Here is an 18,047-nt window from a genome sequence, read left to right as displayed (position 1 = left end):
CCGGCATCCCTGGACCGGTAGAACATCGCACGGCCGAACCCGTTGCGCCAGAGGGTACTTGGGCGCGCGGCCGCGCCATCCCCGCCCGCTCGGAGGTCGAGCTACCCGCTCGTATACCCACGAAGGTTCAGCGACTCGTCCTTGTGTCGCGCGCGAACGCGGCGAAAATCTGCCCCCGGACTCCGTCATCGGACGAGTCGCCGCATCTCACCCAGTTCGGGGAGTATCACAGTGCAACGAAGCCTTACCGGTTCGATCGCGGCCGGCCTGGGGGTGGGCGCCCTGGCGCTCGTCGGGCCGATCGTGGTCGCCGGATCGGCCCACGCGGCCGACGACGCCAAGAAGACCTGTGGGTCGGCCACGATCGAGTGGTCGATCGACGGCGGGAAGAAGTGGTCCGGGGCAGGCCTGTTGGGCGCGCTCAGCACCAAGGTGAGCGTGCGCATCGTGGGCGAGGTGCCCAAGTCGTGCCAGTACAAGGTCTCGCTCGCCGCCTACAGCGCGGACGGGCCCACCTGGAAGACCTCGGGCACCCAGCGCTACCTCGGTTCCAAGACCGTGACCCTCAGCCGCGACCACAAGACCGCCGCCCTCGACATCTCCAAGCACGCGCCGCCCTGCTTCGGTCAGATCGACCTGTACGGCAACGACAAGGTCTTCGACGGGAAGGCCAATCCACTGCCGCACTATCCCGACGCGAAGTTTCCGGTCGACCTGATCGCCGGGTGGAACGGCGGCAAGGCATGCGCCCCGCCGACGACCAAGCCGCCGACCACCGCTCCGCCCACGACCACCCCGCCCACCACGGCGCCTCCCACCACCGCTCCCCCGTCCACCACCAAGCCGCCGACCACCAAGCCCCCGACCAAATCCGCGCCGCCGACCAGCGCCACCCCCTCCACCCCCGAGTCCACGCCGACCGACGAGCAGCGGCAGCCCTCCACCGACGCCGACGTGCCCGGTCGGCTCGCCCAAACCGGCGGCAACGGCGTCGGCCGAATCGCCGGCGCCTCCGTCGCCGTCCTGGTCGCCGGTGTCGGCGCCCTGTTGCTGGTGAACCGGCGCCCGCGCAACTCCCGCTGACCCGGGACTAGTTCGCGCCGACCCGAGCGGGAGGAGCAGACCCTCCCACGCCGGCCCCATCCCGAATACGCGGATCCGCCGGCCGCCCTCCCGCTCGGGGAAGCCCTGCCCTATGCTCCCGACGTCGCACCGCGCCGGTGCCCTGATCGGGACCGTGGTCGAGTCCTCGTCGCCCGACGGGCGCCCCCATACCGGTTGCGGCTCAGTCGACTTCGGTTGCATCGAAGTACCGTGGAGGGCTTCTTGCGATTTCGTTCGCTCAAATTCGTGCTACCCGCATTCCTGGTGGTAGGCACCGCCGTTACCTTCGGCGTGGCCGCGGGTGGCTCGGACAACTCCAAGGCCACAGTGCCCACCACCGAGAACGCCTATGTGAGCCAGGTGGCTCCGACCAAGCCGCACGCCACGCAGACCTGGTTGTCGGTCTGCCCGGCGACCTGCGAAGGGGCGACCGCTTCCGAGCGGCGCGCGTTCGTACGGTTCACCGTCGCGGGCGTTCCCGCGGGCGCGCGTGACGTGCGGTTGAGTCTCGATCTGTACTCGGCTCGGACCACCGACACGGGCGTGCGGGTCCACAAGGTCAACGGGACCTGGTCCGCGACGAGTCTCACCTGGAAGAACCAACCCGCGTTCGGCGACATTGTGGGCTCCCGTGACGGCTTCACCGCCTCACAGGTCGGCTCCATCGACGTCTCCGGCGCGTTCACCGGCAACGGCTCGTACAGCTTCGCGCTCACCGCGGCCAAGGGCGCGCAGGGGGTCTTCCAATCCTCGCGTGCGAGCGCCGACCAGGCCCCGCGCCTGTCGGTGAGTTGGACCGATCCGGCGGCCCCCACCACCGGAGCGCTCCCCTTCGACATGCCGGCCACGCCGGCACTGCGCGGGAGCGAAAAGAAGGTGTACGCGCACTACTTCACCCCCTATCCCGCGTCCCTCGACAACCAGGAGCCCAACAAGGACTACTACACTCGCAACTACCTCGCCCCGGCGGGCGAGAGCGGCAAGCACGTCGCCTACGGCGGACTGCTGCGCGACCGTCCGGTACCTCGCCCACCGCTGGGTGGGGACTGGCAACTCCAGGACATGCAGCGCGAGATCCGCGATGCGACCGCGGCCGGCATCGACGGCTTCACGGTCGACGTGCTGTCCACCACGAGCGCGCACTGGACCAGGTTCAAGACCCTGATCAAGGCCGCCGAGACCACCGATCCCGGCTTCTCGATCGTGCCGATGCCGGACATGACGTCCCTCAGGGACGCCACTCCCGCCGGCCTCGCCGCGTCGATGGCCGAGATCTCCGCCTCCAAGTCCGTCCGGCGTCTCGCGGACGGACGCGTAGTGATCTCGCCGTTCAAGGCGGAGCAGCAAACCCCGCAGTGGTGGGCGGAGTTCGCGACCGTCATGGACAAGACGTACAAGACCAAGGTCGCCCTGGTTCCGGTCTTCCTGAACTTCTCGGCGAACGCGGACAAGTACGCCTCGGTCAGCTACGGCTTCTCCAGTTGGGGCAATCGCAGCCCCAATCGGCAGGGTTCCATCCAGTCGGACATCGCCAAGGCGCACAGCCTCGGCAAGATCTGGATGCAGCCGGTCGCGGTTCAGGACGAACGCCCCAACCAGGGCATCTACGACGAGGCGAACAACACGGAGAACCTGCGTACTTCGTGGGACAACACCATCAACGGCGGTGCCGACTGGGTGCAGCTCACCACCTGGAACGACTACTCCGAGGGCACCCAGTTCGCGCCCTCGGTCAATTCCGGGCACACCTGGGTCGACATCTCCGACTACTACCTCGTCCGCTTCAAGACCGGTGCCTGGCCCAGGATCACCCGTGACACGGTGTACCTCACGCATCGCGTGCAGTTCGCCTCGGCCAAGCCCACCGCGAGCACGCAGACGAAGTTGATGACACCGAGGTCGGGGACCAACGCGCCCCGGGACACGGTGGAGGTACTCAGCTTCCTCACCGCGCCCGCGACGGTGAACGCCACCATCGGCGGCGGCAAGCAGCCCTACCAGGCCGCGGCCGGCGTGCAGGCCAAGCTCTTCCCGCTGGCGATCGGCACCAACTCGGCGTCGATCGTCCGCAACGGCGGCACCGTCGCCACGGTCACCTCCCCCAACGCGGTGAAGAAGGACTTCGCCGCGCAGGACCTGGGTTACCGAGGCGCGAGCAGCGGCCGGCCCGGCGCCGGCTGACGCGTCGCACAGATCGAGTTCGAGTTCGACAGGCGGGGCCGGGTCCGATGCGGACCCGGCCCCGCCGCGTCGGGCGGGCTGTCGGGCGGTCGGAGGCTTCCGCAGCACGACAACGACCGAGCGCCGACCCCGATGTGGGTCGGCGCTCGGTCGTCGCAAGGGAGTCACGGGCTCGGCGTACTCGGCGCGGCCGCGTGGGGCCCGAGGCCGCCTTCCTCGGGCACGAGGGCCCGGATGGACGGGGCGCAACCCGTCCACCCGGGCCGTCGTGGCGGGGTACGTAATCCGGGCGGGGGTGAGACCCGGATTCCCGTACCGGTGCCGGCGCATCGGATCGGCCGGCGCTCGCCGGGAGGGTGCGCTTCCCCCGCGCCATTGAGGGGGAAGGCCCGGCCGTCGGCCGATCCGCTGCGCTCAGATCCCTCGGTTCGCCGTGGCGGACGTCGGGTGGTCGGCGAGCAGGCGGGGCAGGCAGTGCGCCCCTCGCCTGGTTCGCGTGTCGGCATTGCGATAACCGCCTCTGGTACCGCCGCCGCGGCCTCGGCCGAGCGACGAAGCGGAGCAAGTCATCTCAGATTCCCTTCCGTTCCCGAACGACGGCGAGAGTCGTTTCAGGAGGAGCCGGTGTGCCCTGATCCGAGCGGCCGCCGCCGTCGGCGACGACGGGGCCGTTCGGTGCCACAAGCCTGCGGCATGCGCGTGCCCCGGCCTAGTCCGCACAGGCTGCGGGAATCTGACGCGAAGGGTAAGCCGATCTGGCGCTTGGAACACGGCGAGGTCAGCCGAACTCCACGTGCTGCTCCGGCTGTTCGGCTGCGGGGTCCGGCACCGAGCGAATCGACTCGTCGGCTCGGACGAACCGGCCCTGGAGACCCCGACCGGCCAGCACGAACGCGTCCAGGGCCGCCGCCAACAACGGATTGTGGTTGGCGGTGCGGTACAGGGCGGACACCCGGCGGTGCGAGGGTATGTGCGCCAGCGGCACGCCCACCACACCCTCCCGGGCCTGGTAGGCCAGGCCGGGGACGATGGCGACCCCCGCCCCGGCGGCGACCAGGCCCTGGACGACGTCGTAGTCGTTGCTGCGGAACGCGACCTTGGGCGCGAACCGATGCGCGGCGCACACCCGGGAAAGGCTGGTGGAACCGGCCGTCCCGGGTCGACTGGCCACCCATCGCTCGTCGGCCAGGGCCGCGAGGTCGACTCCGTCCTCCCGCAGTGCGGGGTGACCCGCCGGCACCAGGAGTGCCAGGGTCTCCTCGACGAGCGGGAACACCGTGAGCTCCTCCGGCCAGACACGGGGCACCAGGTCGTAGGCGAAGACCAGGGCCAGGTCCAGATCGCCCTTTTGTACCAGCGGCACCAGGTCGTCCGGTTCGGCCTCGTCCAGCAGGATGTCGGCGGTGGGGTGCAAACGGGTCAACTCCGCCACGGCGTGCGGAACCAGCCGCTCACCGGCGGTGGGGAACGTGCCCAGCCGCAGTCTGCCGCTGCGGCCCTGCACCACGTCGTGGATGTCGCGCTCCAGGCTGTCCAACACGGCGATCGCGTCGCGCGCCCGGTCGGCGATCGTGAAGGCCATGCCGGTCGGCCGGATGCCGTGCGCCTCGCGCTCGAACAAGGAAGCCCCGACGGCTCGTTCCAGTGCGGCGATTTGTTGCGATACCGCCGAGGCGGTGTATCCGGTGCGGCGCGCGGCGCGCGCGAACGATCCGGTGCTCACCACTTCGATGAGCGTGCGCAGGTGCAAGGGGTTGAGCATCAGAGTTCCTCGGCCTCATTCGAAAGAGGTCGCGGGCTGCCGCATCTTGGCACCCGAACGCCGGGCCACGACTCTGTTGGGGCACGGTAACCGTAACGATCATTGGGTCTCGAGGAGCGTTTCGACATGTCGGATGTCCTGTCGCTGATGGATCAGTGGGGGCCGGAGAAGGTCGTCTCCGTGTCACACACCCGAAGTGGAATGAAGGGCGTGCTGGTCATCGACAACACCGCCCGCGGCATGGGCAAGGGCGGCACCCGGATGTCCCCGACGCTGACCACCACCGAAGTGGCCCGGTTGGCCCGGGTGATGACCTGGAAGTGGGCGGCGGTCGACCTGTTCTACGGCGGTGCCAAGGCCGGCATCGTCGGCGATCCGGCCGGGGCGGACAAGGAGGTCGTGCTGCGGGCCTTCGCACGGGCCCTGTCGAACGAGGTGCCCAGTGAGTACGTGTTCGGCCTGGACATGGGGTTGACCGAGGACGACGCCGCGATCATCCAGGACGAACTGGGCGACCGAGGGGCGGCCGTCGGCACCGATGCCGTGCTGGGGGGTGTCCCCTACGACCGACTCGGGGTGACCGGGTTCGGAGTGGCGGAGGTGGCCCACGAGTTGGCCGCGCACGTCGACCTACCCCTCGGGGATGCGCGAGTGGTGGTCCAGGGACTGGGCGCGGTCGGCTCGGCCGCGGTGCGCCGGTTCGCGGAGCTCGGTGCGACGGTGGTCGCGGTCTCCTCCGTGCACGGGGCGTTGTACGACCCGGACGGCCTGGACGTCGAACGACTGCTGCGGTTGCAGGCGGAGATCGGCGATCTCGCGGTCAAGGAGTACGCGGGTGGGGCCGTGCACGAGCTCGGATTCGAACTGTCGGTACCCGCCGACGTATTGGTACCGGCGGCGACCCAGGACGTGATCGACGAGCGGGTGGCCGACCGGATCACCGCCCGACTGGTCGTGGAGGGCGCCAATCTGCCCACCACGCCGGCCGCTCAACGCATACTCGCGGACCGCGGCATCGTAGTGGCGCCCGATTTCATCGCGAACGCGGGCGGCGTCGTGGCCGCGGGCTTCGCGATGGACGCGCGCTACTCCGCGTTTCGCCCCGATCCGGAACTGATCCGGGCGAGCGTGTCCACGAAGCTGCGTGAGAACGCTGTGCGGGCGCACGAAGAGGGCGCGCGTCGAGGAATCACCTCGCACGAGGCCGCGCGCTCGCTGGCCCAGGAACGGGTGTACGCGGCGATGCGACTCAAGGGACGGGTGGCCCGATGACCGCCGCGCTCCGGCGGCGCGCACGCCGATGTCGGGTCCGGCTGTCGACCCATGCCCACTCTTCCCGCGGCAACTGACGCGGTGATACCGACGAACCATCCGGATCAGGCGTACGTGTCCACGGACAGCGGCATCTGACAGAAGGTCTCGATCTCCTCTTGAAGTTCACGCACCCGCGTCTCGCGCGCCCGCATCGGTCGGCGCAGCCTGCCGTGCACCACCATGACCAGGGAGACCAGTCCGTCGACACGCCAGGCCGGTTCGAGCCGAAGCACCGGGCGCAGCGCCTCGGTGGTCGCCTCGATCTCGTCCAGACTCGCGTAGGCCAGCGCGGCCGCCACCCGGGCGACCATCTCGTCCGCGCACGAGTAGTTCTCGGGGGCGGCCACCGCGTACATGCGCAGCGCGGTCTCCGCGCACTCGATCGCCCGGCCTTCCGCGCCCGGGATGAAGACTCGGGTCAGCGCCTCGTAGGCACTCTGCCTGGCGGGATCGAAGGTCAACAGACCACCGATCTCGTCGAGTTCGTCCCGCCGGGACAACTCGCGCGCGTCGGCCGCCGCGCGCAGCGCCGCCGACGCCGCGAGCGCGTCACCCAGTGCCGCCTGGGTCAGCGCGATCAGGGAGTGCAGCCACACCGAAGCCGTACCGACACCCGTGTTCCGTACCGAAGCGCCCAGTCGCGCGTAGCGCAGCGCCTCGTGCACCCACCCGGCCCGATAGGCGATCAATGACTGGACACCACGCAGCCACACCTCGGCGCTGGGGTTGTGCGCGTCCACGACCGCGTTCAGCACTCCCGCCTGGGCCATCGCCAACGCCTCGCGGGTGTCTCCCAGGTCGTGCCGGGCCCAGGCGGACAGGCCGCGTGCGAGCGCCTTGGTCAACGGGTCGATCTGCGAACCGTCCGGGTCTCCGTGCTCGGACACCGCCAGGGTGGCGTGCCGCCGGACGGCGACCAGTTCCGCGTGGATCGTCGGCAGGGCGGTGTGCGGATAGACCGCCGCAAGACGCCGGATGGCCGCCGCCGTCCGGGCCGGCGACAGGAACTCGATCGCGTCCCTGGGCTCGCCGAGGACGTCGACCTTGTTCGGGAGTTTCATGCGTTATCTCTCCGCCGATGCGAGAACGTGCCTTATCTGCGGCCAGCGTCCCACCCTCGGGCGCGCGCGCAAAGGTCGGCGTGGTTACCCGAACTCGGTAAACCCGAAGGTAACCGCACGGAATGCAGGACCCGGGCGGCGGCGAGCCCTCGGGCAACCGCCCGTCCGGCATGCGTAAGCTCCCGGTAATTGATCGGAAACATTCGGGTTACTTTATCCTCGAACTGTTGCGCCGGTCGACACCCCCCCGACTGTTCGTACCTACCTTCCGAATGTATGCTGCAAATCAGTTCCGCATCCCCCTTTCATTCCGGTAGGCGCCCGGATCGAGGCGACGGTGGGTGCCATTCGATCGCGATCCCCCAGTCGATTCCGTGAGCGCATTTCCACTGCGCGTCACCGCCGTGTCGCTTGTGCGCCGATTCCTGATATTGAGGAGCCCCCATGACAACTGGCGCCGTACCCGACTGGCCCGTCATCACCGTCGAGATCTCGGCGGATCAATCCGTGCGTGTGGACGGCATGGACGTCCCGGTTCCGCCGGGGAGCGATCCGCGGGGGGCCGCGCTCGCGGTCGTCGCCGAGCAGGCACGGTCGCTCGGGCATCCGGTGCGGGTGCACGCCGTGGAGGCGGACGGAACAATCTTCCCCTTGAACGTGTACGCGGACCGCTCCATCGCCGAGGCGGGCGCGCCGATTCCCGCGGCACAGCGGCGCGGCAGGTTCGGCCGGCGCCGGTCGGGATCCGCCGAAGCCGCCGCCCAGGCCGCGGCCCGGCCGTCCGTGCCGGAGCGGCCGATGACACCACCCCCGGCCGCACCCGCCCAGCCCCCGACCGCCATGCCCGAGCCCGTCGCGCCGCACCCGACCTGGGCTCCCCCGGTCGCCTCGGCCGGATCGGCGCACCCGGTTCAGGCGCTGTCGACCCCGACGAAGCGTGCGCCCGGCGGCGGTGTGCCGGCGCCCAGGGACGAGCAGCAGCAGGTGCTGGATCTGATTCGAGAGGCGATCGGCGCGGGGGACGGCGCTCGTGCGTTGGCGATGGCGGCCGAGTTGGACACGACCGCGACGGCGGCCGATCCCGCGGAGCGGCTGGCCGCGCGCGAGGTGCACGGCTACGTGGCTCTTGCCACCGGACGACCCGCCCTGGCCGTGCGGTTGTACGCGGAAGCGGTCACGTTCGGTGACCATTTGGAGGAGCCCGGGGAGTGGCGGATGCGGATGGCCGCGAACGCGCACTTCTGTTGGTTGCGCGTCGCCGACCCGGTCGCCGCAGATGCCGTGGGCGAGTTGGTGATGAACGCCTACGCGGCCGGCGGGGCCGCGGATTCACCGGCGGCGCGTGCGGCCCGCAGGCACATGGCGCGGACGAAGGTCTGCGCCTGACCCTGCCGCCGGACCCGATCCCGCGGCCCCGCACGGGCGGGGCCGCGTGGGCTGGTCAGCGGTGCGCGAGCGCGCGAGGCGGGAGCGGGCTCCCGCTTCCGCCCACCTGGGGCCCCTGCGCCCAGAGGCAGTGCAGGTCTTCGGGGGCCAAGGGGGTGCGATAAGCCGCGCGCAGCACGTCGGCGGCTACCGCGCCGCCCCCCTCGGCCAGCCGTACGAACCAGTCGAAGCCGGCCGGATAAGCCCACAGGTACGAGCGCAGGAGCGGGTTGGCCCCCCGGTCACCGATCAGGTCGGCGATCTGCTCGTCGGTCCAGAACGGCACGCGCGCGCGGGCATGCGCCGCACACGCGGCCACGCTCACACCCCTGTTGATCGCCAAGTGCAATTCGCTGCGCACCAGTTGCAGGTAGTGGTCCAGCCGCACCCGGGCGATCAGCACGGTGTCGTCGGGCGCCACGAACAGTGGGAGCGCCTGGGCCAGCCCCTCCAGGACCACCTGGGTGGGTCCGTGTACCGACAACACCCGTACCCACGGCACCTCCTCGCGGGTGCACCGGTGTGCGAAGCTCGCCGCCTGGAGACCGTGGCCGAGTACCTCGTGCAGGGCGAACTGCCGTGCGCCGACCCGGGTGAAGCGCGCGTTGCGCGGGTTGAGTCGGAGCCGGACGTGACGCCCCGCGCCGTCCAGCCAGTAGGCCCAGTAGGCGTCGACATCGACGCATTCGATGGTCAGCTCGTAGGACGCCTCGGACTCGGTCACCTTGCGGACCGCGGGTTCGAATTCGGCGGCCGCCACGCGAATCTCGGGCGCCACGAGCTCGGCGTCCAAGGGCTCTTCGGCGATCCGCAATTCACGATCGGTGGCGTCGTGCCAGCCGATCCCCATCGCCTCGAGGAGTTCGCAGGCCAGCGCCGCCCGCTCGGTGACGTAGTCCACCGACCAGCCCACGGCCGCGCAGCCCTGGGTGGCCCGGATGTACTCGTCCAACGCGGGGCGCTCCCCCAACTGGGCGCCCAGGTAAGCCAGATCGGCAGTCAACCGAGTGGCCAGGCGCGGCGCGTCGGCCACCGCCGGGGTTGCCGCGAGTTCGCTCAGCCGCGCGTACACGGCCAGCCGATCGCTGGCGGCAGGCACCGGCTCGGCCTCCGGAAAGAAGTCGAAGTCGATGATCGGGGCACCACCTCGCTCGATCTCGAGGTGGTGCCAGGCGCGAATCGCCGCCTCGATCTCGTTACGCACTGTCATGGACCACATCCCAACGCAAGGTCACGTACTGATTGGCGTGCAGGTCTTGCCTGGACAACGTCATGTGCAGTCGATCCTTGTCGAGACTCCATCGGGTGTTCTGGGTGACCGAGTTCTCCGAGCCGTCCGGATGTTGCTCGATCGCACCGCAACCGCGGAACTCGGTGACACCGTGCTGGGTCACGCTCAAGGAGAATTGTCGCGTAGGCCGCGCGATGGCCTGACGCCAGTACGTCGAGTCCACGAACATTCCTCCCTCACACACATATTCGATGACCGTAGTCTCCCCCGGGGGCACCGGCGGCGAGATCTGGCAGGCGAACTTGCTCAGGCCCGTGGTGTCGTACAGCCGCTGAATGGCGATCTGCCGGTCGCACGCGTCGGTGGGCGTGATGGTCAAGCGGCCGCGAGCGTGCTCGAACCACATTTCCCGGACCATCCGAGTGAGCGGCCGACCGGTGAGGTTCAGAACGACCTGGCGGTAGGTCAGCCGGACGTCCCCCTGCCGATCCACCACGATGTCCACGTCCAGGGAGAGTTCCACGGCGTCCCCGAACGGCGGTGACGAGTCCCCGGACGTGTCCCACGGACCCTGCTCCCACTGGTCGGCGGCCCCGCTTGGGAGCGGCTCCCCAGCCGCAGGCGAGATCACGACCGGGACCTCCGCGACCCGGCCCTCCTCCCACGGCTGCGGGGCCAGGCCCAACATTTCACCGGGAATGCGGAGCCCCTGGGAAACCCGCTCGACCACGTGCTGTTGACGGACGTGAGCCCTTCCCTTGACGTAATCCCCGACCCTGCTCGGCGTCATCTCGCACAGCCGAGCCAATTTGCTCAGAGTAAATCCGAGGTCGTCCTGGGCGAGCCGGAATATGGCCCCCAGATCGCGGTCCGCACAGGCCCGGATCATGGCCGGCGTGGCCAACACTTCAGTGGGCAGAGGCTTGCGGTCATCGATTTTCGGCATACTGAGCTCCCCGACACGGGGCCGGTCCGGCGCGGCCCACGTAGTTACCGGAGAATTTACCAGTGGTGGGTAACGTCCTCGACCTTATGTCGAGGGGCCTATCGATCCACTCTGTACAAAGGAGCGTTCAATCGAACGCGGTCCGTGACATCCGAATGTCGAAGCGATCGGGCAGGTGCAAAGCGGGTGGGTAAATGGGGCCGACGGGGATATATCGTCCGGGCTCAGGAAATGCCCAGTCGAGTGGCCCCGGCAATGAAATTGCACGCACTCGGCCACCCGCGCTCGGTCCCCGCACCGGCCCGGCCGCGCCACGACGACATCCGCACGGCAACCGCGTGAACCGTCCCCGCGACGCGAAGAGCCAGGAGAACATGTCCGCATCGACACCCTTCCGACCCGTCCTGGTCGGGAGGAAGCAATCCACCGCCGAGGCTTCCCACACTCCGTCGACCGACGCCGCGGCGAACCGGCGCGTGCTCTACCAGGGTGCCGATCCGGCCGCGGTGCACACGGCAGTGGCCTCCCGGTTGGGTCCGCACCGGCTGCACGTGCCCGGCGGCCGGATCAAGGCGAACTTCCGGGTCCTGCACGAGGGCGACATCTCGATCCACGAGCTCGCCTATGGCGCTCGGGCCGACATGTACCTCGACGGCAACACCCCGGACTACCTGATCCCCATCCGCCACCGGGGGTGGGGCCGGGTGATCATCGACGCCGTGCAGAGCGCGCTCTCCCCCTGCGTCCTGGGCCCCGGGCGTCGGGCGCGACTGTGCTGGGAGCCCGACACCTCCGTGGTGATCGTCCGCATCCCCGGCGAGGTCATGGATCGGGCGACGGGCTACGGGACCGGCGGGAATCCCGCGGGGGTCGGCGAGTTGGGGCCGTACCTGGACGGCACCGATCCCGGCGTCCGGCAATGGCTCTCGCTGGCTCGCGACTTCAGCGCGATGGTCGACTCCGCCGGGCACCTGGCAGGCTCGCAGTTGGCGGCGCGGCACTTCGAACAGGTCCTGGTCCACGGCCTGCTCTCGTGCGCCCCGGCCCACGCCGGCGGTCCGCAATCCGAGACGGGCTCCACCGAACCGAGCGGGTTGCGCCGGGCCCTGGCCTACTGCGCCGAGCACGCCGGCGAACCGATCTCGGTCGGCGCGGTGGCGGCGGCGGCCGGCATGAGCGTGCGCACCCTTCAGGAGAAGTTCCGCATCCACCTGGGCGTGACACCTGTGGGCCACCTCCGGCGGGTGCGCCTGGCGGGTGCGCACGCCGATCTGCTGAACGTGGCCGAGGGGCGGTCCCGCGAGACCGTGACCGACATCGCGCTGCGTTGGGGCTTCGGCCACCTGGGACGCTTCGGCTCGATGTACCGCGAGACCTACGGGCAGTTGCCCTCGCAGACCCTGCGCCACGGCGCGGCGGAGTCCAAGATCTCACGCGCCGCGGGCTGATCGGGGTCGCCGCGTCTCGGACGCCGGCCACTCGGGCAGACCACTCGACCACCGGTTCGGCACGCGCCCTCGAGCACGTGCCGGCCGGGCCGGTCGCCGGTCGCCGGGGGCGATCGAGCAGCGGTCCAGGGGCGGCTTACAGCGGCGGGAGGGTCACCGTGGCCTTGAAATGCTCATGGGCGTCGGACGTGCGTCCGTTGCCGTACACGCGCAACACCTCGGCCAGGCCCGGATACTGCTCCGCGAGCAGCTCGGCCGCGGACTCGAGCTCGGCGGCCGAGGCCACCGCGCGCAGCACCGCGTGCACCGCCGCGGCCGGATCGGCGCGTGGGCCGGTCAGGACCTCTGGTCCGTTCAGCCGCAAGGCCGTGCGCGTACTGGGCTGATGGGAGCGAACCCGCTCCAGCGCGGCCTCCCGGTCGGCGACCGTCAGGCGGTCGAAGTCGGAGGAGCCGACCAGCGCCTCGACCTCCTGGAGCCGGGCCAGCACCGCCGGGTTGCCGATCTTGGCCCGTTGACCGGACATCAGCTGCGAGAGCATCGGCGCGGACAGGCCGAGCATGGCCGCCAGTTCCATCTGTGACATGGTCAGCCGCATCAGGAGCCGACGGAAGCGGTCGTTCAAGGGCTCGCCGTACCACTCGGTCTGTCGCGCCCGATTGCGCTCGACGACGTCCTGGTCTTCCTGCGGCTTGGTCACAGGCGAATCATGCACTGCGAACCACGCGGTTTGCAATTGCAATCGCCCGGGCCGGTCGAGGGCCCCGGTCGACTCACGGCGCCGATATCGGTATCCAGCGATACATCCCATTGTCCTGATAAGTACATCGCATCCGCGTTCCACCCGGCATACGCGCTTCCGCCGCCACGTCGTACCAGTCGCACGCGGCACCGGACACGACCTCCTTCGAAACCGGACTGGTCACGACACGAGACGCCGCGGGGGTCGGTGACACGCCGCCCGGCGTCGGTCCCGCACCGGTGGAGCCGGCGGGCGCGACCGGTGGCGTCGAGGTCGGGGCGGCCGGATCGGCCTCGTCGCCGCCGGTGGCGATCAAGGCGGTCGTCACCGCCGCGACGACGACCGCGCTACCCAGGACCGCCCACCTGCCGGGGTGCGCCAAGCGACGGACCGCGGGGCGACTTCCGGCCGGCACGACGGGCGCGCGCAATTCGGGAGCCGTGTCGACAGCGTCCTGCCGCGCCGCCCGCAACCAGAGCGAGACCGACGGCGCGGAGGACGGCGACCCGGCCCCGGACGAAGGAGCCGCCGTCGGCGGCGGCGTCGGTGTCGGCGTGGGCGGTGTCGGCGTCGTCGGTGTCGACGTGGGCGGTGTCGGTGTCGGCGGTGTCGGTGTCGATGTCGGCGAGGGTGGCGGTGTCGCGACCGGCGGCGCCGTCGCGGGCGGCGCGAGGGGCATCGGCGACGACCCGGCGACCCGGACCGCGGACGAGGAGGCGCGCGGCACCGGACCCCTACCGTCCGGCCGGGTCGCGGAGTTGCGCGGTATCCCCCGCAGCACCTGCCCCTCCGGGGTGTCCTCGGGCAGCGGACCCAGCACGTCGAAGACCTCGATCGGCTCGCCGTCCGCAGTCGACGCCGGCGTCACCGGCCCCAACCCCGGAGCGATCTCCCGAAGCCGGGCCAGCGCCTGCGCGGCGTCCTCCGGTCGCGCGCGGGGTTCGGCCTCGGCGAGTGCGCCCACCAGGTCCCACAGCGGGCCGGCCCCGGCGGGGATGGTCGGCGGCTCCTCGGGCGCGTCCTCGCTGCCGGACAGCAGCTGCCACGCCAGGACACCCAGCGCGTACAGATCGCGACGCACGTCCGGCGGCGCGCCGGTCGACGCCTCCGGCGGCAGGTACCCCCAAGTGCCCACCACGTAACCGGCCTCGGTCAACCGCGGACCCTCTCGGGGCAGCGCCAGGCCGAAGTCGCCCAGCAGGCATCGGGGCACATCCTGTCCCGTCACCTCGAGCAGGACGTTCGCCGGTTTCACGTCGCGGTGCACGAGTCCGACCGAGTGCACATGATCCAGGGCGTCCAGGAGTTGGCCGAGAATGGCCGCCGTGTACGACTCCGGCAGGGCACCGTAATCGCGGATCAGCGAGGCCAGCGACCCACCCGCGAACAACTCCATCGCGATCAACACGTCGCCGTCGGCGACCCACGCGTAGGGTGACGAGACGTGCGGGTGCTCCAGCCGGAAACCCTGCTCGCGCACCACGCGCAGCAGCAGTCCCGCGTCGGCCGGACGCACCAGTTTGGCGGCACAATAGCCGCCCAACCGGTGGTCGAACGCCCGCCATACGGTGCCGGACATACCGGCCCCGACGGGATCGACGAGGGTGAAACGGCCGGCGAACTGAGTGGGCACGCCGTCACCCTAGCGCAGGGGTTCGAGCAACTTTCGGCCCCATTACCCCTCGGTAATCTGTTGTTTGCAAGTGCAATCCTGATCTACATTCCCGGGCATGAGATCGCGAGCGTTCCTGGCCTGTGCTGCGGCGATCGCGCTGGGCGTGGTGTCGGTGCCCGACGTCGGCCCACGCGCTTTCGCCGCCGAGTCGGTGACCCAGCGCGTGCCGCGCACGTACACCCCCACCGGAACTCCCGTCTCCGGCGCGCCGGACGGCGCCCGCGCCACGCCGCTGGGCCCCGGCGACTACCTGGACCACATGGCCGACAAGGACGTCAAGTACTACTCCGTGGACGTGCCCTTGGGCTACACGGTGTACGTGTCGGGGACGACCGTCAGCACGGTGAAAGGCATGGAGTCGCTCGAGCTGAAGCAGATCGACGAGCGCAGCGCCTCCTGCACGACGAACATCGGTCTGTCGCAGTCGCAGTCGAAGGTCGTCACGGCATCGCTGGACTGGGGAGCAACCGCCACGGGCAAGAACAACAGTTGCACCAAGCCGGGTCGGCAGGTGTTCTCGGCCACCCGCAAGGGCACCGGTCCGCCGGTTCCGCTGGAACTGCGGATCTTCCTGGAGCCGCCCGTCGTGGACAAGGGTCCGGCCGAATCCGTGATCGCGCGCTACACCGAACCGGGTGGCGCGCCCGTGCCGGTGGTCGGCGGCGGTTCGTTCGCCGAGGCCGCCACCCTCTCCGGCTCCGGCCATTTCACCGACGACGTCGCGTTCGGGGAATGGGCCTTCTACCGGGTCCGCCTGGACTGGGGACAGAGCCTGGCCCTCCAGGCGCGGGTCGGTGGCGGGCGGGGCTACGCCCCGACGGAGATCCGGCTGTACAACCCCGTGCGCGAGGAACTCGCTCGCGAGTCGGCGGCCGTGTTCGACACCGAGCACATCTTCAGCGGTCGTCCGGATTCCTTCGCCACGCGACCCGTGCGCTACCTCAACCGCAGCGACCGTCAGCAGGAGGTCGCCGACACACTGCCGGGGTGGTACTACATCGCGGTCGCGGTACAAGGCGCGGGCGAGCAGCGCTCGCTGTCCGTCGATGTGTCCGTCGGCGGTACCAAGGAACCCGGTCCCGGGTACGCGCCGGACGCACAGCCACCCACGACGCAGTCCGGGGGAAGCGCTCCGAGCGGCAAGGCCGCAGCGAGCCGGGCTCCGACGACGGCCTTCGGGGAGCAGCCGGCCGGCGGCGACCATGGTGACGAGAGCGCGAGTTCGGCCTTCGGTGGTCCCGCCGTTTGGCTGGGGCTTCCGCTCGCGCTGCTCCTGGGGGCCGGTCTGGCGTCCTGGGTGATCCGTCGGCGCGCGCCCGAACCTCCCTGCGACTGAGCCGGTTCCACCGATCCCCGGCTACAGGTCGGACAGTCTGGTGCGCAGTGCTTGCATCCGATCGTATGCGGCCTGGCGTCCCGGATCGCCGGGCACCGTCGAGTACGCGTGCAGGACGAGCCGACCGAGATCGTACGCGGACTCCACGTCGTCGATCCGCAACCAGCAGTAGTGCGCGTTCTCGGTCATCCGCCCCGCCTCCTCCGGGTGGGTGCCCGAGGCCAGCGCGGCATCGGCGTACAACTCCACCGCAAGTGCCGGCCGACCGGTCAACAGAGCCACGTACGCGTGCACCTCCCGCGCGGCGGGCATCGCCTGCTCGTCACCGCCGTCGCTGACCGACGCGTCCAAAGAGGCGGCCATCGCCAGGGCCCGGTCGCCCTCGCCCGAATGGACGGCTCGCGCGATCTCGGTGACCACCCAGGCCTGTTCCTCGTTCGGCTCGGCCAGGGCCGGGGCGAGGGTCGGGGTGGGAACGGGAGCGGGAACGGGAACGGGAGCGGGAACGGGAGCGGGAACAGGAACAGGAACAGGAGCAGGAACAGGAGCAGGAACAGGAGCGGGAGCGGGAACAGGAGCGGGAACAGGAGCGGGAGCGGGAGCGGGTGAACCGGTCGACTCCGGTACCGCCTGCCCTTGCCCGGACGAGACGGGAAAGGCGAGCGGCTCCTCGTCGGCCGACACATGCCCGGGCGGCGTCGGCGGATGCCAGGAGAGGGCAGGCTCGACGGTTTCGACCGGCGGCGCGGTCGGCTGGAAAGCAGCGGGAACGGGAGCCGGTTCGGCGACCGCCTCCGCCCCGGACGAAGGTTTCGAGAGCTCGACCGGCGGCGGGGTCGGCTCGAAGGCGGCGGGAACGGAGGCCGGTTCGGCAACGGTCTCCGCACCGGACAAAGGTTCCAAGGGCTCGACCGGCGGCGGGGTCGGCTCGACGGCGGCGGGAACAGGAGCCGGTTCGGCGACGGTCTCCGCCCCGGACAAAGGCTCCGAGAGCTCGACCGGTACGGGGGCGACGGTGGCCGGCGGGTCCGACGGCGGGGTCGGCTCGAAGGCGGCGGGAACGGAAGCCGGTTCGGCGACCGCCTCCGCCCCGGACAAAGGCTCCGAGAGCTCGACCGGTGCGGGGGTCACGGTGGCCGGCGGGTCCGACGGCTCGGCCACGGCCGGCGTCGATATGGGTTCCGTCGGAACCACCGGTGCCGGTGCCGCCGACTCCGTCGAAGTGGTCGACATCGGGGTCGAGGCGTCGGGGAATTCGGTGAAGCCTCCGTACCCGGGCATGCCGGACGCGTCGGGCGTCGGCGTGTGTCCGGGAGCGTAGACGGGTTCGACCGGCGGCTCCGCGTAGTCGTTCTCGGCCGGAGCCGCGCGCCTCGACTCGACCCGCGGGTCCTGTCGGGGCTCACCAGAGGACGCGAACGACGGTTCCACCGGTTCCCGGACGTCCCGGACCGGCTCGAAGACGGGGCGTGGGGTTCGCTTGCGCCGACCCAGTGGCGAGCGTCGCTTCGAGGGCGGGGGAACGGGATTGTCCGAGGCGCTCACGGCACCGTCTCCCGCGACGATGAGCGGGAAGACGGTGCCGTCCGGCTCGATCGCCTCGGTACGCACCGGGCGGCCCAGCGAGCGCGCGGTCACCGACGCGGCCTCCAGCGCAGCCTGGCGAGGATGGACACCGGGCGGAACCGGGATCTGGACCCCTTCCACTCGGACGGTGCCGTCGATCGACAGCTCGATCGTCACGACGGGCCACGCCGGCACCGTGGAGTTGTCGGACACGGGGGCTCCTTCGGTTGAGCGGAGTGCGTTGATCATCGGAAAG

General features: G+C 70.5%; 13 protein-coding genes. 6 read left to right on the top strand and 7 right to left on the bottom strand.

Features of this window, described 5'->3' with window-relative positions:
• Positions 1 to 231: 231 nt before the first annotated feature.
• Together OG928_RS31770 and OG928_RS31765 are read left to right on the top strand one after the other, a co-directional pair.
• Positions 232 to 1,083 (top strand): hypothetical protein, encoded by an 852-nt coding sequence (locus tag OG928_RS31770; RefSeq protein WP_406290200.1) that lies wholly within the window; start codon positions 232 to 234, stop codon positions 1,081 to 1,083.
• A 243-nt stretch (positions 1,084 to 1,326) separates the two neighbouring features.
• Positions 1,327 to 3,285, top strand: coding sequence for an endo-1,3-alpha-glucanase family glycosylhydrolase (locus OG928_RS31765; RefSeq protein WP_406290198.1), 1,959 nt, complete (start codon positions 1,327 to 1,329; stop codon positions 3,283 to 3,285).
• Positions 3,286 to 4,063: 778 nt separating this feature from the next.
• Here OG928_RS31765 and OG928_RS31760 read toward each other — a convergent pair.
• On the bottom strand, positions 4,064 to 5,047 hold the full coding sequence (locus OG928_RS31760; RefSeq protein WP_406290196.1) for a LysR family transcriptional regulator: 984 nt from the start codon (positions 5,045 to 5,047) through the stop codon (positions 4,064 to 4,066).
• A gap of 126 nt (positions 5,048 to 5,173) precedes the next feature.
• On the opposite strand from OG928_RS31760, the gene OG928_RS31755 reads away from it, so the two are divergent.
• Complete coding sequence (locus OG928_RS31755; RefSeq protein ID WP_406290194.1) at positions 5,174 to 6,319, top strand: Glu/Leu/Phe/Val dehydrogenase; 1,146 nt, start codon at positions 5,174 to 5,176, stop codon at positions 6,317 to 6,319.
• Positions 6,320 to 6,423: 104 nt separating this feature from the next.
• On the opposite strand, the gene OG928_RS31750 is transcribed toward OG928_RS31755, so the two are convergent.
• Positions 6,424 to 7,422 carry a hypothetical protein gene (locus OG928_RS31750; RefSeq protein ID WP_406290192.1) on the bottom strand — a complete coding sequence of 333 codons (999 nt, stop codon included), beginning with the start codon at positions 7,420 to 7,422 and terminating at the stop codon, positions 6,424 to 6,426.
• A gap of 444 nt (positions 7,423 to 7,866) precedes the next feature.
• Between OG928_RS31750 and OG928_RS31745 the strand changes: the two genes are divergently transcribed.
• Complete coding sequence (locus OG928_RS31745) at positions 7,867 to 8,808, top strand: hypothetical protein (RefSeq protein ID WP_406290190.1); 942 nt, start codon at positions 7,867 to 7,869, stop codon at positions 8,806 to 8,808.
• 55 nt (positions 8,809 to 8,863) lie between these two features.
• Here the strand turns inward: OG928_RS31745 and OG928_RS31740 are convergent, their stop codons facing one another.
• Both OG928_RS31740 and OG928_RS31735 read right to left on the bottom strand, forming a co-directional pair.
• The gene (locus OG928_RS31740; RefSeq protein ID WP_406290188.1) at positions 8,864 to 10,057 is read right to left on the bottom strand and encodes a hypothetical protein; all 1,194 of its coding nucleotides are present in this window, start codon (positions 10,055 to 10,057) and stop codon (positions 8,864 to 8,866) included.
• Complete coding sequence (locus OG928_RS31735; protein ID WP_406290186.1) at positions 10,044 to 11,024, bottom strand: helix-turn-helix domain-containing protein; 981 nt, start codon at positions 11,022 to 11,024, stop codon at positions 10,044 to 10,046. Before OG928_RS31735 ends, OG928_RS31740 begins: the two co-directional genes overlap by 14 nt.
• Positions 11,025 to 11,362: 338 nt before the next feature.
• Between OG928_RS31735 and OG928_RS31730 the strand changes: the two genes are divergently transcribed.
• Complete coding sequence (locus OG928_RS31730) at positions 11,363 to 12,472, top strand: AraC family transcriptional regulator (RefSeq protein ID WP_406290184.1); 1,110 nt, start codon at positions 11,363 to 11,365, stop codon at positions 12,470 to 12,472.
• A gap of 136 nt (positions 12,473 to 12,608) precedes the next feature.
• Here OG928_RS31730 and OG928_RS31725 read toward each other — a convergent pair whose 3' ends face one another.
• Both OG928_RS31725 and OG928_RS31720 read right to left on the bottom strand, forming a co-directional pair.
• A complete protein-coding gene (locus OG928_RS31725; RefSeq protein ID WP_406290183.1) occupies positions 12,609 to 13,172 on the bottom strand; it encodes a helix-turn-helix domain-containing protein in 564 nt (187 codons plus the stop codon).
• A gap of 73 nt (positions 13,173 to 13,245) precedes the next feature.
• The gene (locus tag OG928_RS31720; protein ID WP_406290182.1) at positions 13,246 to 14,847 is read right to left on the bottom strand and encodes a serine/threonine-protein kinase; all 1,602 of its coding nucleotides are present in this window, start codon (positions 14,845 to 14,847) and stop codon (positions 13,246 to 13,248) included.
• A 97-nt stretch (positions 14,848 to 14,944) separates the two neighbouring features.
• Between OG928_RS31720 and OG928_RS31715 the strand changes: the two genes are divergently transcribed.
• Entirely contained in the window at positions 14,945 to 16,225 is a 1,281-nt protein-coding gene (locus OG928_RS31715) for a hypothetical protein (RefSeq protein ID WP_406290180.1), read from the top strand.
• 21 nt (positions 16,226 to 16,246) lie between these two features.
• Here OG928_RS31715 and OG928_RS31710 read toward each other — a convergent pair whose 3' ends face one another.
• The gene (locus tag OG928_RS31710; protein ID WP_406290178.1) at positions 16,247 to 18,004 is read right to left on the bottom strand and encodes a hypothetical protein; all 1,758 of its coding nucleotides are present in this window, start codon (positions 18,002 to 18,004) and stop codon (positions 16,247 to 16,249) included.
• Positions 18,005 to 18,047: the final 43 nt, after the last annotated feature.

It is taken from the genome of Embleya sp. NBC_00896, assembly GCF_045207785.1.
In the GTDB taxonomy this organism is placed as follows: domain Bacteria; phylum Actinomycetota; class Actinomycetes; order Streptomycetales; family Streptomycetaceae; genus Embleya.
Note: the sequence above shows the minus strand (reverse complement) of the source record. Positions and strands in the feature narration are given on the sequence as shown.